This window comes from Streptomyces sp. NPDC031426 (assembly GCF_055581585.1).
In genome coordinates this window covers 310,271-324,922 of sequence record NZ_JBVIJE010000004.1, presented here as the reverse complement: position 1 = coordinate 324,922, position 14,652 = coordinate 310,271, and the positions used below count along the sequence as shown (strand labels likewise).

Annotated in this window: 11 protein-coding genes and 1 pseudogene; 5 read left to right on the top strand and 7 right to left on the bottom strand. The window is 72.7% G+C overall.

Annotated elements, in window-relative coordinates:
- Positions 1 to 209: 209 nt before the first annotated feature.
- Positions 210 to 1,226 (bottom strand): MerR family transcriptional regulator, encoded by a 1,017-nt coding sequence (locus ACZ5NH_RS09740; protein ID WP_468774233.1) that lies wholly within the window; start codon positions 1,224 to 1,226, stop codon positions 210 to 212.
- Positions 1,227 to 1,363: 137 nt separating this feature from the next.
- Between ACZ5NH_RS09740 and ACZ5NH_RS09735 the strand changes: the two genes are divergently transcribed.
- Positions 1,364 to 2,233 (top strand): ATP-grasp domain-containing protein, encoded by an 870-nt coding sequence (locus ACZ5NH_RS09735; RefSeq protein ID WP_468773952.1) that lies wholly within the window; start codon positions 1,364 to 1,366, stop codon positions 2,231 to 2,233.
- Between the two features lies 1 nt (position 2,234).
- Here the strand turns inward: ACZ5NH_RS09735 and ACZ5NH_RS09730 are convergent, their stop codons facing one another.
- Positions 2,235 to 3,134, bottom strand: a complete 900-nt coding sequence (locus tag ACZ5NH_RS09730; RefSeq protein ID WP_468773910.1) for a LysR family transcriptional regulator — start codon at positions 3,132 to 3,134, stop codon at positions 2,235 to 2,237.
- A 94-nt stretch (positions 3,135 to 3,228) separates the two neighbouring features.
- Between ACZ5NH_RS09730 and ACZ5NH_RS09725 the strand changes: the two genes are divergently transcribed.
- Positions 3,229 to 4,059 (top strand): oxidoreductase, encoded by an 831-nt coding sequence (locus ACZ5NH_RS09725; RefSeq protein ID WP_468773908.1) that lies wholly within the window; start codon positions 3,229 to 3,231, stop codon positions 4,057 to 4,059.
- 1 nt (position 4,060) lies between these two features.
- On the opposite strand, the gene ACZ5NH_RS09720 is transcribed toward ACZ5NH_RS09725, so the two are convergent.
- Entirely contained in the window at positions 4,061 to 4,618 is a 558-nt protein-coding gene (locus ACZ5NH_RS09720; RefSeq protein WP_468773906.1) for a hypothetical protein, read from the bottom strand.
- Between the two features lie 152 nt (positions 4,619 to 4,770).
- Here ACZ5NH_RS09720 and ACZ5NH_RS09715 point away from each other — a divergent pair, with 152 nt between their 5' ends.
- The gene (locus ACZ5NH_RS09715; RefSeq protein ID WP_451556024.1) at positions 4,771 to 5,544 is read left to right on the top strand and encodes an IclR family transcriptional regulator; all 774 of its coding nucleotides are present in this window, start codon (positions 4,771 to 4,773) and stop codon (positions 5,542 to 5,544) included.
- Positions 5,541 to 6,389, top strand: coding sequence for an SMP-30/gluconolactonase/LRE family protein (locus tag ACZ5NH_RS09710; protein ID WP_468773903.1), 849 nt, complete (start codon positions 5,541 to 5,543; stop codon positions 6,387 to 6,389). Before ACZ5NH_RS09715 ends, ACZ5NH_RS09710 begins: the two co-directional genes overlap by 4 nt.
- A gap of 45 nt (positions 6,390 to 6,434) precedes the next feature.
- Here the strand turns inward: ACZ5NH_RS09710 and ACZ5NH_RS09705 are convergent, their stop codons facing one another.
- The 3 genes and pseudogenes from ACZ5NH_RS09705 to ACZ5NH_RS09695 all read right to left on the bottom strand — a co-directional run.
- On the bottom strand, positions 6,435 to 7,835 hold the full coding sequence (locus ACZ5NH_RS09705; protein WP_468773901.1) for an FAD-dependent oxidoreductase: 1,401 nt from the start codon (positions 7,833 to 7,835) through the stop codon (positions 6,435 to 6,437).
- Positions 7,828 to 9,051: an MAB_1171c family putative transporter gene (locus ACZ5NH_RS09700; protein WP_468773899.1), complete on the bottom strand. Its 1,224-nt coding sequence runs from the start codon at positions 9,049 to 9,051 to the stop codon at positions 7,828 to 7,830. The genes ACZ5NH_RS09705 and ACZ5NH_RS09700 overlap by 8 nt, the downstream gene beginning before the upstream one ends.
- 119 nt (positions 9,052 to 9,170) lie before the next feature.
- Positions 9,171 to 9,773 (bottom strand): annotated as a pseudogene (locus ACZ5NH_RS09695) (toxin-antitoxin system, toxin component family protein); the annotation flags it as partial.
- A 317-nt stretch (positions 9,774 to 10,090) separates the two neighbouring features.
- On the opposite strand from ACZ5NH_RS09695, the gene arfA reads away from it, so the two are divergent.
- Entirely contained in the window at positions 10,091 to 11,611 is a 1,521-nt protein-coding gene (arfA, locus tag ACZ5NH_RS09690) for an arabinosylfuranosidase ArfA (RefSeq protein ID WP_468773897.1), read from the top strand.
- Between the two features lie 24 nt (positions 11,612 to 11,635).
- On the opposite strand, the gene ACZ5NH_RS09685 is transcribed toward arfA, so the two are convergent.
- Positions 11,636 to 14,593, bottom strand: a complete 2,958-nt coding sequence (locus ACZ5NH_RS09685; protein WP_468773895.1) for a glycoside hydrolase family 35 protein — start codon at positions 14,591 to 14,593, stop codon at positions 11,636 to 11,638.
- Positions 14,594 to 14,652 lie beyond the last annotated feature (59 nt).

Sequence of the window (14,652 nt, the reverse complement as noted above, 5' to 3'; positions counted from 1 at the left end):
TGAGCGACCCCGACCCGCGCCCAGCCGCAGCTTGGTCCGCCGCTCCGGACCCCCTCGCGCCGTACGGCCGGCACCCCGGGCGCCGCACCCGAGGCCAGCCACGCCAGCCCCCGCGGTGGACACGGCGGTCGAGACGAGGGGCGGGAGTCCGGTGGCGCCGGCGTATGCGTCGGTGCCGGTCAGTGCCATGCACCGCGTCCTGCCCTGTCTCAGGCGGCCGCTTGCATGACATCGGCCACGACGCAGCTGACGTTGTCGGGGCCACCCGCCTCGTCGGCCGCCGTGATGAGCGCCCGCACGACGTCGCCCGGTGCGGTGGAGGCACCCAGGGCCTCCCGGATCCGCGCGTCCGGCACGACCTCGGTCAGCCCGTCCGAGCACAGCAGATACCGGTCCCCCTCCCGGACCTCCTGCAGGCGCACGTCCGGCACCGGGTCCATCCCGCCGGCCAGGGCCTTGAGCAGCAGCAAAGACTGCGGCTCCACCCGGTGGTCCCGGGTCATCCGGATCAACTCCCCGTCGCGCAGCAGATACGCCCGTGAATCCCCGATGTGGGCCAGCGCGAGCCGCGCGCCCGTCCACAGCAGCGCCGTCAGCGTGGTGCCGACCTCCTGGGTGCCCTCGGCCACATCGCACACCGCCTCACCGGCGCAGCGCACCGCGTCCTCCAGCGCGCCCAGCACACCGTCCGCGGGCAGTTCCCCGGCCTCGTCCAGGAACCGCAGCGCCTCCACCGCCGCGCTGCTCGCGGGCGTCCCCGCCGGGCCGAATCCGTCGGCCACGGCGAGCAGCCTGCGGCCCGCGTACACGGTGTCCTGGTTGGCGGGGCGGACGAGCCCGCGGTCGGAGTGGGCGGAACAGCGCAGTTCCAGCATGGTGGTGTGGTCCCTTCTCGACTGGTCGGTCAGCTGGTCCACGAGGAACGCGGCGAGATCCCGCCGCACGGCTGTCTCCGCCTCGACCCGCGCCCAGTACGCCCGGATCTCCCGCGCCGCGTCCCCCGGGTCCAGGGCGCACACCGCGCGGATCTCGGCCAGCGGCATGTCCAGCCGCCGTAGCCAGGCCACGAGCCGGGCCCGCCGCATCTGCTCGACGGCGTAGTAGCGGTAGCCGGTGTCCGGGTCGACCCGGGCGGGTCGCAGCAACTCCAGCTCGTCGTACAGCCGCAAGGCCTTCGGCGAGAGCCGGCTCGCCCTGGCGAAGGCGCCGATCGTCAGCAGTTCCATGAGCACCTCGCGTTCCTCGTCCTCCGCCACCGATGCTGGGGCTTCCCCGAAGGTGAAGGTCAACCGCGGTGCTCCGGTTCCCGGCCAGTTGTTAGCCTCGCTGCTGACCCGAACCGTCGTACGACAGGGAGTCCGCCGTGCCCCGCATCGCCCTCGCCACCTACGACCCCGGCGCCGAACCCGGCAAGGACACCGATCTGCCGGAGCTGGTGCGGGCGCTCAGGGACGCGGGGGCCGAGGCGGAGGCCCGGTACTGGGACGACCCGGACGCCGACTGGGGCCGCTACGACCTCGTCGTCATACGCTCCACCTGGGACTACAGCTGGCGGGCCGCGGAGTTCGGGGCCTGGGTGGACCGGGTCGGCGCGCTGACCCGGCTCGCCAATCCGGCGCCCGTGGTGCGCTGGAACTCCGACAAGCGCTACCTCGGCGAGCTGGCGGCAGCCGGCGTGCCCACCGTCCCCACGCGCTACCTCGCACCGGGCGAGCCGGCCGACCTGCCCGGCGACCACGAGTATGTGATCAAGCCGACCTCGGGCGCCGGCGCCCGGTTCGCCGCCCGCTACACCCCCGACCAGCGCGAGACGGCGGTACGGCAGCTCGCCCGGATGCACGCCGAGGGCTTCACCGCGATGGTCCAGCCGTACATGCGCGGGATCGACGCCGGCGGGGAGCGGGCGCTGCAGTTCTTCGGCGGCCGGCTGCTGCACGCCAGCCGCAAGGGCGCGGTGCTCGCGCCCGGGACGCCGTACGACGCGGACAAGGTGGCGCATCCCGACCTGGCGCGCTGGCAGCCTACGGAGGCCGAACTGGCGGTCGCCGAGAAGGCGTTGGGCGTGGTGCCGGGTGGTTCCGAGTTGCTGTACGCGCGGGTGGATCTAGTGGACGGCGAGGATGGGGAACCCCGGCTGATGGAGCTTGAGTTGGTGGAGCCGAATCTGTTTCTTCGGCTGCATCCGGGGTCGCTGGAGCGGGTTGTGGAGGCGGTGCTGGCGGCCGCGGCCTAGCTCAGCGCACCGTCTCTCGACATGCCTCCGCATACGCCCGCACCAGCGGGCGGTGTCCCTCCTCCCGGCACCACGCCAGCACATAGCGGCTCGGGCCGAGGCCCCGCACCCGGCGGGTGGTGACGCCGCCCAGGCTGATCAGCGGGGCGTTGCCCGCTGCCACCAGGCAGACGCCCAGGCCCGCGACCAGGGCCTCGTACGTCTCCTCCGCCCCGGAGACCTCCGCGCCGATCCGGGGCGGCCGGCCGGCGCGGGCGTCCAGGGCGAGCCAGTGATCGCGCAGGCGGCCCGCGCTCCTGGGCAGGGCCAGGAACGGCTCGTCCAGCAGGTCGGCGAAGTCGATCTCGGGGCGCGCGGCGAGGGGGTGGGAGTCGGGCAGGGCGAGCAGGCGGGGTTCCTCGGCGACCACCGTCCAGGCGTAGCGCTCCTCGTCGGGCAGCGGGAGCCAGACGAAGGCGACGTCCACGGTGCCGTCCGCCAGACCCGCCGTCGGATCGTCCCAGCTCATCTGGCGCAGCCGGACCATCGTCCCCGGATGCGCGGCGGTGAAGCGGGAGCGGATGGCCGGCAGCAGCCCGCCGCGGCCCGGACTGGTGCTCATGCCCACGACCAGCGTGCTGCGCTCGGCCGCCTTGGCCTCCTCCACGGCCGCCGCGCCCGCCTCCCACGCGGCCAGCACCCTGCGCGCGTGCGGCAGCAGCGCCTCGCCCGCGCCCGTCAGCGCCACCCCGTGCCGGTCGCGCCGGAACAGCTCCGCTCCCAACTGCCGCTCCAGCGCCCGGATCTGCTTGCTCAGCGCGGGCTGTGAGACGTACAGCTTCTCGGCGGCGCGGGTGAAGTGCAGCTCCTCGGCGACCGCGACGAAGTAGCGCAGCTCGCGGGCGTGGACGTCCATGGTCATAGCCGTTGGTTATCACCGAGGGTCTTGGACGGGCAACGGCACGCGGCCGCAGTGTTGTTCGTGTCGAACCCGACGAGAGCTACGGAGAGTCGTGATGAACAAGGTCTGGCTGGTGACCGGGGCGAGCAGCGGTTTCGGGCGGGCGATCACCGAGGCGGCCGTCGCCGCAGGTGATGTCGTGGTCGGCGCCGCCCGGCGCCCCGAGGCCCTGGAGGACCTGGTGGCCGCCCATCCCGACCAGGTGGAGGCGCTGCGGCTGGACGTCACCGACGTGGCCGCGGCCGAGGCGGCGGTCCGGGATGTCGTGACCCGGCACGGGCGGATCGACGTGCTGGTCAACAACGCCGGCCGCACCTACGTCGGCGCCGTCGAGGAGACCACCGACGCCGAGCTGCGCGACCTGTTCGACCTGCACTTTTTCGGTCCGGCGGCGCTCGTCCGGGCGGTCCTGCCGCACCTGCGGGAGCGGCGTTCGGGCGCGATCGTGCAGATGAGCAGCATGGGCGGCCAGATGTCCTTCGCGGGCTTCGGGGCGTACAGCGCGACGAAGTTCGCCCTGGAGGGCCTGTCCGAGGCGCTCGCGGACGAGGTGCGGGAGTACGGCGTCAAGGTGCTGATCGTCGAGCCGGGCGCGTTCCGGACCTCGCTGTTCGAGGCCGGCCGGGCCGGGGCCGGCTTCGACACCGGGGTGTACGCCAAGGTCGGCGAGACGCGCGGCGCCGTCGCCGGCGGCCACGGCAGCCAGCCCGGCGACCCGGCCAAGGCGGCCGGCCTGATCCTGGCCGCGCTGGAGGCCGAGGACACCCCGCTGCGGCTGCCGCTCGGCGACGACGGAGTGAGCGCGGTCCTGAGCCACCTCGACCAGGTCCGCGAGGAGGTCACCGCCTGGGAGAAGCGGACCCGGGCCACCGCTTTCGACGCTTGAGCTAAGTCAGTACAGCCGTCCGCTGGAGCAGCCCCCAGGTGAACTCGGCGACCACCTCGTGCGGTACGCCGTCCGGGCCGGGCGCGGTGAAGGCGAGGCCCCACCGGGTCGGCGCGGTGCCCTCCAGCGGGCGGGCCGGGGCGAAGGCGCGGGCGGTCTCGTCCACCGTGCAGGACCAGGGAACGAGGTCGTCCAGGGTCTCCAGCCTGGGCGTCGGGGCGCCGGATGCGCGCACCAGCCACTCGTTCCACACCGCCCCGTCCGGCCCGACCAGCACCTCGAAGCGCAGGTCGGGCCAGAGCGGCAGGGCCCAGCGCCGGGCCTCACAGTCGACGTCGCCGAGCCGGCGGGGGAGGACGGATTCCGGCTCGCCCAGGACCGAGCGGTACCGGGCGGCGGCGGAGCGGGCCCTCGGCGAGCGGACCATCGCCTGCCAGCGCTTGTTGGTCTCCCGCATTTCGGCGATGGACACCCCGAGCCGGTGCCGGGCATCCTCGACCAGATCCGGGTTGTGGTCGGCCATGCGGCGCAGCAGGACCAGCTGGAAGTCGAGATCCATGCCCCCATGGTGCACGGTCTGCTTCCAGGCCATTGCCCGCGCAACCCTCCATGACTAGCCTGTGTTCGTCATGCCGATCGCCTGTTGATATCTCGAACAACTCGGTGTCGAGGTGTCGAACGGGCGCTTAGACCCAAGGGAGGGGGCCTGACGTGGGACGCCTCGTGCCTGCCGTGACCCGGGCTCTGGACATTCTTGAGCTGTTCCTCGACGGGGACGGGACGCTCTCCGCCCCCGACATCGTGCGCAAGCTCCAGCTGCCGCGCACCACCGTGCACGAGCTGGTCACCACGCTCGCCGCACGGTCGTACATCGTGCCCGTGCCGGGACAGTCCGGACGCTACCGGCTCGGCGTACGCCCGTACCAGCTCGGCAGCCGCTACGCCGAGCAGCTCGACCTCGCCGCCGAGGGCCAGCAGGTGGCCCGCTCGGTCGCCGAGACCTGCGACGAGACGGTCCACGTGGCCATCCTCGAAGGCACCGACGTCATCTACATCGCCAAGGTGGACTCCACGCACGCCGTCCGCATGGTCTCCGCCGCCGGCCGCCGGCTGCCCGCCCACTGCACCTCGGTCGGCAAGATGCTGCTGGCCTCGCTGCCCGAGCAGGAGCTCGCGGCACGGATCCCGGACGACGCCGAGCTGACCGCGATGACCCCGAACAGCATCACCGACCCCGCGGCGCTGCGCGAGGCGCTCGCGGAGATCCGGCAGCGGGGCATCGCGGTGGAGAGCCGCGAGTCCAACCCGGACGTGAGCTGTGTGGCCGCTCCGGTGCGCGATCGCACGGGCCAGGTGGTCGCGGCCCTGTCCATCTCGGTCCCCATGATCCGCTGGAGCGACGAGCGCCGGGCCGAGCTGGAGCAGCTGTCGGCGAAGGGTGCGGCCGAGCTGTCGGAGCGGCTCGGCCACCGGAGCGCGGCGTGAGCGCCGGGTACGAGGTCGCCGTACGGGCGGAGGCGGAGCTGGGCGAGGGCCCGACCTGGGATCCGGCGACGGGCCGGCTGATATGGCTCGACATCCTGGGCATGCGCGTCAACACCTACGACCCGGTCACGGGCCGGCGCACGGTGCGGACGACGGAGCAGCACGTGGGCGCGGTCAAGCCCCGCGCGGGCGGCGGCCTGGTCCTCAACCTGCGGGACGGCGTGGGCCTGCTGGACCCCGACGACACGTTCCGCTGGCTGCACCACGAGCCGGTCCCGGGCCGCCGCGCCAACGACGCCGCGGTGGCGCCCGACGGCTCGTTGTGGGCGGGCACCATGCGGTACGACGAGGCGCCGGGCGGCGGCACGCTGACCCGGCTGACCGGCGACGGCACGGTTCAGACGGTCCTGTCCGACACCACGGTCAGCAACGGCACGGGCTGGAGCCCCGACGGTCGCCTCATGTACTACGTCGACACCCCGACCCGCCGGGTGGACGTCTTCGACCACGACGGCGAGCACGTCCAGGGCCGCCGCCCGTTCGCGGAGATCGAGGAGGGCGCGGGCTTCCCGGACGGCCTGACGGTCGACGCGGAGGGCTGTGTGTGGGTGGCGTTGTGGGACGGGGGAGCGGTACGGCGTTATACACCGGCCGGTGTCCTGGACCGGGTGATCCCGCTGCCGACCCCGCGTACGACGGCCTGCGCGTTCGGCGGCGCCGACCTGACCGACCTGTACATCACCACGGCGCGGACGGGACTGTCGGCGCCGCACCCGCTGTCGGGCTCGGTGCTGGTGATTCCGGACGCGGGGAAGGGCTTGCCCCAACCGGCGTTCGAGGGCTGACCCGGCGGCGGGCAACCCACCACGCACCCGCACCCGGAAGCCGGCCTAGACGCCCGCCACCTTCCGCTCCTGCGCGGTCATCGGCGGAGCCGCGAGTGGCGGCCGAAGCGGTCCGACCGCCGCCGCCAGCAGCACGCTCGGCGCCAGCAACACCTCGGCCCCGCGCTCCAGTGACGTCACGTCGGTCACCCGGCGGGCCACGCGCCCGTTCCCCGTCGCGGTGTGCATCAGCCGGCCGACGTACGCGGACAGGAGCCGGTCCCGCAGGGTGGGACCGGCTTCCGTCGCGCCGGGGTAGAACACGTCCTGACCCAGCGCCAGATCCCATGCCGCACGCACCGGACGGGCCACCGCCCGCTGCACGCGGCGGGCCAGCCCCGGCGTGCCCCAGCCGTGCCGCCGTATCACCTCGCGCAGCCCCACCGCGCTCTGGGCGGCGACGGCCAGCCCATGGCCGTAGACCGGGTTGAACACGGCGAGCGCGTCGCCGAGGACGGTGAAGTTCTCGGGCCAGGCCGGCATCCGCTCGTAGAAGTGCCGGCGGTTGACGGTGGAACGGGTGAGGGTGACGTCGGACAGCGGCTCGGCGCGCTCCAGCAGTTCGCCGATCAGCGGATGCCGCAGCTTCTCGCGGGCGAAGGGGATGAAGTCCTCGTTCCCGGCGGTGGGTTCGCCGCCGCGGGTGCCGGCGAGGGTGACGATCCAGCGGCCGCGCTCGATGGGGAGCAGGAAGCCGGAGCGGCCCGGCCCGTCGCCGCGCGGATCGGGTTGCACATTGACCACCGGGAAGCCCTCCCGGGCCGCCTCGGGGGCGAGGAAGAGCCGGCTCGCGTAGACCAGACCGGGGTCGACCTCGCGGACCTGCGGCGCGGGCAGCCCCAGGTCCGCGAGCCAGCGCGCGGCCCGGGAGCCGCGCCCGGTGGCGTCGACCACGAGGCCGGCCGGGAGGGTGCGCTCGGCGCCGTCCCGGGTCCGGATGCGTACGCCGGTGACCGCGGCGCCGGTGCCGGTGAGGCCGAGCGCCTCGGTGCCGTCGAGGAGTTCGATCCGCTGGTCGGCGAGGACCTGTGCGCGGATCGTCGCGTCCAGCAGGTCGCGGCCGGCCAGGATCACATGGTGGGACTCGGGCCAGCGCCGGAACCAGCCCTGTGCGGAGAGGGCGACCACGCCGGTGGTGAACGGATGCCGGCGCCCCCCGGCGGCCTTCAGCGCGTCGGTGCTGCCGGGCAGCAGCTCCTCCACCGCCCGCACCCCGCCCGACCAGAGCATATGGGCGTGCCGGGCCTGTGGCAGCCCCTTGCGGGGTTCGGGGCCGCCGGGCAGGGCGTCGCGCTCGACGACGACGACCCGGTCGGCGAACTCGGCGAGCGCCCGCGCCGCGAGCATGCCGGTGTGGGATCCCCCCAGCACGACGGCGGTTCTGGCGGGGGAGGGGCGGTCACTCATGCGCGGGCACGCTCTCTGCCGGGGCGGCCGCACGGGCGCGGACCGCCGTGATCTCGTCGGGACGACGGAGGGCCTCGGACACGGCCTGGATCTCCTGGAGCAGGTATGCCGTGTCGGGACCGGACGGGGAGTCGGTGCCGTCGGCCCGTGGCCGCCCGCCGCCGGCCGCGTCCAGCAGCGTCACGGCGGCGGCGAGGGCCCTGGCCCGGCCGGACTCGAAGCCGAGGGCGAGGGCGGCCCGGTACGACCGTTCGCGCAGCTCCTCGTCCAGGTGCCGGGAGAGTTGCAGCAGGGCGTCGCGGATGAAGGTCTCGCGGCGGATCAGGCGCAGTTCGGCGGGGGCGTGCGGGGCGAAGGGCTCGCGCTCGCCCGTGACGGTCCGCGTCAGCTGGTAGAGGGGGCCGAGAGCACGGTGGCGCAGCCGGACGTGCCAGCGCTCGTGCAGATACTGGCCGACGTGCGGGACGATGAAGCCCACCGCGACCAGGGTCGCGGAGACACACGCGCCCGCCGGCGCCACATTGGTGCTCAGCCAGTCCAGGTCGTGGCCGGTCCACCGGGCCACGACGGCGGTGAGCTTGGCCGCGTCGAAGAACAGGTTGGTGGCATAGCCGACACCCAGCAGCCTGAGCCCCCAGCGCAGCCAGGCGTCGAGGCCGTCGGTGCGGATCCAGTTCCAGATCAGCCGGGCCGTGATCGAGCAGGCCACGGTGTGCGCGACGAGGTAGAGCAGGATCTCCTCGCGCATGAAGGGGGTGTCGGCGTAGTACGTGTCCAGGTCCCGCAGCCGCTGCACGGGCACGTCCGCGAGCGCGAAGAGCACCCACAGGGCGACGACCACGCCCGCGTAGACGGCCACGACCCAGCGGGTCACCCGGCGGGTCTGGGCCGAGTCGGAGCGGCCGTTGCGCCAGGCGATGATCAGCAGCAGCCAGGACGCGCACAGCGCGGTGATCAGGGAGTACACCCAGGGCGCCGAGATGTTCGGCACCCCGGTGACCCGGTTGGTCCAGGCGATGGTCCGCGGGGCCGCGAAGACGAACACCGCGCAGCCGAACAGCAGCAGACCGCCGACGGCGCGCAGCAGCGGGTCCCGCCACAGCTTGATGATGCTGGGCAGCTTGATGGCCAGGGCGGCGGTCAGGACGGCCGTGGGGATCCAGAAGGAGACGGAGACCTCGTCGAGGAGTCCGGAGAGATCGAACGCCAGGGTCACCGCGCGGCTCCCCCCTCTTTCGGCGCTCGGTCGTCCGGCAGCCGGTTCACCTCCGGGGCGCCGGCCGCCGGTGCCGAAAGGCCGCCCGCGCGCCCCTTCGGGTCACTCGCCCGGTCGCGTCGGTAGCCGAGGGTCCGCTGCACCGGGCTGAGGGACCGCCCCGCCGGGCCGAGGGCGGCGCCCGCGCCGGAGCCGGTGAGGTGCGGCCGGAACAGGGCGGCCAGGCGGTGCCCGAAGTCGTCCGCCTCGGCCTCGTCGGCCTCCCGGGAGCCGTTGCGGGCGGCCACCGTGAGGGGCATGCCCCGCCAGCCGGGTGCGTCGGCGAGCGCCCGGGCCGCCGCGTCCCCGGCCAGGTGGGAATGCCGGTGCCCGTTCTGCAGATGCCACAACTCATGGCCCAGGATCACCAGTTGCTGCACGGCCTCGGCCCGCTCCTCCACGATCACCAGGTCGAACTCGGCGAACTCCAGCCACAGCCCAGTGACCTCGATCTCGTCCGGGAAGCGCTCGAAGCGCACCTCGATCGGCCGTCCGCCGCGCAGTCCGCTCATCTCCTCGCCCAGCGCCCGGCACAACTCCCGGACGCCGCCGGGTGTTTCGGGGCGGGCGTGGACGGCGGCGGCGAGGTCGCGGGCCAGCGAGCGCATCGCCGAGCCCGGCCGGGCGCGGCGCAGCCGTGCGGCCAGGCGTGTCGCCTGCTCACGCGCGCCCGCGATACCCATCGCCTCCCCCTTCCGCTGGGCAGAGCCTACGCGTCTCGGCGTGTCCTCGTCATGGGATGCCGTGACCGTGGTCGAAGGGAAAACAACCTATGAGCTTGTGTCCCACCCATTGACGCGGAAGCGCTTCGAATCTACGGTCCCGTTCGAAGTTACGGGCGACATTCGGTATATCGAACGAATGAGCCGAACAAACTATGCAAGACGTGGCTGGCGTACCACTCCTACGACGCGGCCGACAACGGCACCCCGAAGCCGGGCCTGAACCAACTGAGCCGGCGTTCCGACTGGCCTGTTCTGAAGTGACCCGAAAGGACCCCATGAGCAAGCGCACCGCCCGCTTCACCCTCGACCCCGCCTTCACCGTCGGCCCGGTCAACCCCCGCATCTTCGGCTCCTTCGTGGAACACCTCGGCCGCTGCGTCTACACCGGCATCCACGAACCCGACCACCCCTCGGCGGACGAAGCCGGACTGCGCACCGACGTCCTGGAGCTGGTCCGCGAACTCGGCGTCACCGCCGTCCGCTACCCCGGCGGCAACTTCGTCTCCGGCTACAAGTGGGAGGACTCCGTCGGCCCCGTCGAGGACCGCCCCCGCCGGCTGGACCTCGCCTGGCACTCCACCGAGACGAACCGGTTCGGCCTCTCCGAATTCATCGCGTTCCTGAAGAAGCTCGGGCCCGAGGCCGAGCCGATGATGGCGCTGAATCTCGGCACCCGCGGCGTCGCCGAAGCCCTCGAACTCCAGGAGTACGCCAACCACCCCGCCGGCACCGCCCTGTCCGACCTCCGCGCGGCACACGGCGACAAGGAGCCCTTCGGCATCCGGCTCTGGTGCCTGGGCAACGAGATGGACGGCCCCTGGCAGACCGGCCACAAGACGGCACAGGAGTACGGCCGGCTCGCCGCCGAGACGGCACGGGCCATGCGCCAGGCCGACCCTGAAGTCGAACTGGTCGCCTGCGGTTCCTCCAGCCAGGCCATGCCCACCTTCGCCGAGTGGGAGGCGACCGTCCTGCAGGAGGCGTACGACCTCGTCGGCCACATCTCCCTGCACGCCTACTACGAGCCCACCGACGGCGATGTGGACTCCTTCCTCGCCTCGGCCGTCGACATGGAGTCCTTCATCGAGAACGTGGTCGCCACCGCCGACCACATCGGCGCGAAGCTCAAGTCCAAGAAGAGGATCAACCTCTCCTTCGACGAGTGGAACGTCTGGTACTTCTCCCGATGGGAGGAGCACGCCAAGACCTTGGACCAGTCCGACTGGCCCGAGGCGCCCCGGCTGCTGGAGGACAACTACAGCGTCACGGACGCCGTCGTCTTCGGCTCGCTCCTCATCGCCCTGCTCCGGCACGCCGACCGCGTCACCGTCGCCTGCCTCGCCCAGCTGGTCAATGTGATCGCCCCGATCATGACCGAGCCGGGCGGCCCGGCCTGGCGGCAGACGACGTTCTTCCCGTTCGCGCAGGCGTCGAAGCACGGCCGGGGCGACGTGCTCGACGTGCGCGTGGACTCGCCGACGTACGAGACGAAGAAGTACGGCGAGACGGACCTGCTGCACGCCACGGCCGTCCGCGCGGCCGACGGCACGGTCACGGTGTTCGCCGTCAACCGCAGCCGTACGGACGCCCTGCCGCTCGAAGTCACCCTCATCGGGCTTGAGTTGACGACCGTCACCGAGCACAGCGCGCTCGCGGACGCCGACCCCGACGCCCGCAACACCCTCGACGAGCCCGAGCGGGTCGTCCCGCATCCGGTCGAGGGCGCTGCCCTGACGGACGGCACCCTCACCGCCGTACTGGAACCGCTGTCCTGGAACGTGATCAGGCTCGGGTGATCAGACCGGTGATCAGACCGGCGGTCAGACCGGCGTGACCGGCAGTCCGCCGCTCGTCCTGCCGAGCAGCGTCAGGCTCACCCGGCCCGGCCCCGACAGCGTGGTGAATTCCGAAAGGACCGCCAGCGCAAGGGTGTTGGTGCCCCGGGTGCGCAGAACGCCGTTCGGCAGGACGAAGGTGTGCTGCGGGCCCACGTTGTTGATGTACTGGCCCATGTTCCAGCCGTTGAGGAAGATCTGGGCGCGGTAGGCGCGGTACGGGTCGTCCTCCAGGGTCAGGCCGATCGAGGCGTCGATGTCGGTCGGCACCGCCAGCCGGAAGGTCGTCCGGTACCAGGTCACGCCCTGGTACCGGGCGGCCCGTGGGAAGGCCGCCCGCTCCCAGTCGTCGTCCCGGAAGCCGGGCAGATGCCAGCCCTGCCGCTCGCCGTACAGGCCGCCGTTGTTCATCGGGCCGCGCACGGGGTCGGGGGCCGCCGCGCCCTGGATCCGCCAGGTCACGCTCGGCGAGGCGCCCTTGAAGGCCGCCGCCGTCAGCCCGCGCGCCGCCTTATGGGTGTCGAGCCCCTTGCCGTCCTGGTCGTGCTGCATGCGCCGGACGAGGACCGACAGCACATGCCGGCCGGGAGAGCGCAGCCGCTCGCGGACGGGGAAGACGGCCGTGTCCGTCCAACTGCCCTTCCGTATGGTCGTGTTCTTGTCCGGCACCGGCATCCGGTGGGTGCCCAGCGGCTCCCCGTCCAGCCAGGCCATCAACAGGCCCTGCGTGCCGGTGCTGTAGGCGAGCGAGACCTCCTGAAGGCCGGTGGCGTCGGTGAAGGAGCCGCGGTACCAGACGTCCCCGTAGTGGAAGCCGTAGTCGTCGGCGAAGAGCACCGGCCCGCCGTCGGGGACCGGCGTGGTGCTGAACGACGACCTCTTGTCCGCGACCGTCCAGGCCGAGTCGTCGAAACCGGGCCCGGCCTCGGGGTTCCCCGTGCGCATCCGCCAGCCGCCCAGCTCGGGCAGCTTCACCTCGGGAACGGCGGGCAGCAGGCCGGTGGTCATCAGGCTGCCGGACAGGGTCACCCGGGTGGGCAGGGTGCGGCCGTTCCACACCAGGCTGTCGATCCCGCGCGGCCCCCACACCTCGATGGTGGTCGTCTCGGTGATGTCACCCGTCAGATGGACCTCGGATCCGCGCAGCTCGGCGTGGCGCAGCAACGCCGGGCCGTACACCAGCAGGGTCCCGGACGGGGTGTCGTACGGGAACAGGCGTACGGCGGTGGCGTCGTCGGCGAAGAGCAGCAGCAGCGGGGTCTCGGTCTCGCCCTTCTGCACCAGCACGCGGGTGAGCCCGCCCTCGCCGAGCGGGACGTTCACGTGCAGGGAGCTGTCGCTGTCGTCGAAGACCCAGGCGGCCTCTGGGTCCAGCCGCATGACGCTCGGCTCCACCGGGCACTTCAGCACCAGTTCGGCCATGTCACCGGTGCGCCCCGAGAACAGCGCGATGTCCTGCCGGCCGGCCGTCAGAGCCAGCATCGGCTCGGCGGTGGAGTACTTCAGCGTCCGCTTGCCCAGCTTCAGCCCCGTCGCGAGCAGCCTGGCGTCCTTGCCGGGCACGGTGATCCGGAGCCGCCCGGCGTCGGTCGGCAGATCGGTGGTGACCGGATCCGTGCCGTCGTTGCGGGCGACATAGATGTGGGCGCCGGTGTCCGGGTTGGTCAGGTGGTAGACCTTCAGGCCCTCGGCCCTCACCTCCGCCGCCCGGTCCAGCTTGGCGAAGTCGGGCACGCGCTGGAGCAGATGCCCGAGCTGGTGCATCGGCGCGATCTTGGCGGTGACGTTCCGGGCCTCGTCGATGGCGGCGCCGTAGTCGTACGACGTGTAGACGACCGGCGCGGGCAGCCAGCCCCAGGAGGTCCCGCCGAAGGTCATGTAGACGTTGTGCAGGGTGAGCCCGTTGGCGAGGTTGGTCAGATAGAACCGGCGCTCGTACGCGGCATCCCGGGTGCGCCGGGACTCGGCGTACCCCTTGCCGTCGAACCAGGCCCCGCCCCACGGGTCGAACCAGCCGCCGCCGAACTCGGGCACGAACCCGGGTGTGGCCGGCGAGGCAGTGGCCCCGCCCTTCGCCCCGCCGGACCCGAACGTCCCCCAGTCCGGCGGGGTCTGCGACGGCGACGGATACCCGTCGAAGCCGTACAGCCAGCCGCCCTTCTCACCGCCGGTGTCGAACGAGCCGGGCACCCAGTACCCGTTCCTGCCCTTGTCGTTGTGGAACAGCGGGACGTCGATGCCGTCCGCGCGCACCTTCTTGTACAGGTGGGACAGGTACGCCCGGCCGGCCTCGTCGACGTGGGCGTCGTACTCGTTCTCGATCTGGTAGAGCAGGATCGTGCCGGTGCCCTGGGTGAACAGATGCCTGCGGGCGATCCGGTTCACCTGGGTCAGCCACTCGTCGACGTACGACAGATAGACCGGATCGTCGGTCCGGGCCGTCCCCTTCGTCGCCGTCAGCCAGCCCGGGAAGCCGCCGCCGTCCACCTCGGCGTTGATGTACGGGCCGGGCCGCAGGATGACGTACAGCCCCGTCTCGGCGGCCGTGCGCAGGAACAGGTCCAGGTCGCGGACGCCGGTGAAGTCGTAGTGGCCGGGCGCGGGGGAGTGGTAGTTCCAGGCCACGTAGATGCTGACCGCGTTGTAGCCGTGGGCCCGCATCTTCTGCAGCACGTCCCGCCACAGGGCGGGACTGGGCAGCCGGAAGGGATGCATCTCGCCGGACCACACCACCAGCCGCCTGCCGTCCACGAGCAGCGAGTAGTGGTCGTAGCCGATGGTGTGCCGGTGGCCGTCGGCGCTCGGCGGGGCGGGCGCCGGGCCGGTCGGCACACTGCGCGCCGCGTACGCCGAAGGCGCCCCGGGGCCGCCGCTGCCGCCCAGGGCGAGCCCGAGGGCGGTCGAGCCGGTCAGGGCACTGAAGGTACGTCTGCTGAGCGCCAAGGTGGATCCTCCGCGGGCGATCTTACGGGGCGCGGGTGCAGGCCATTCTCCACGCGGCG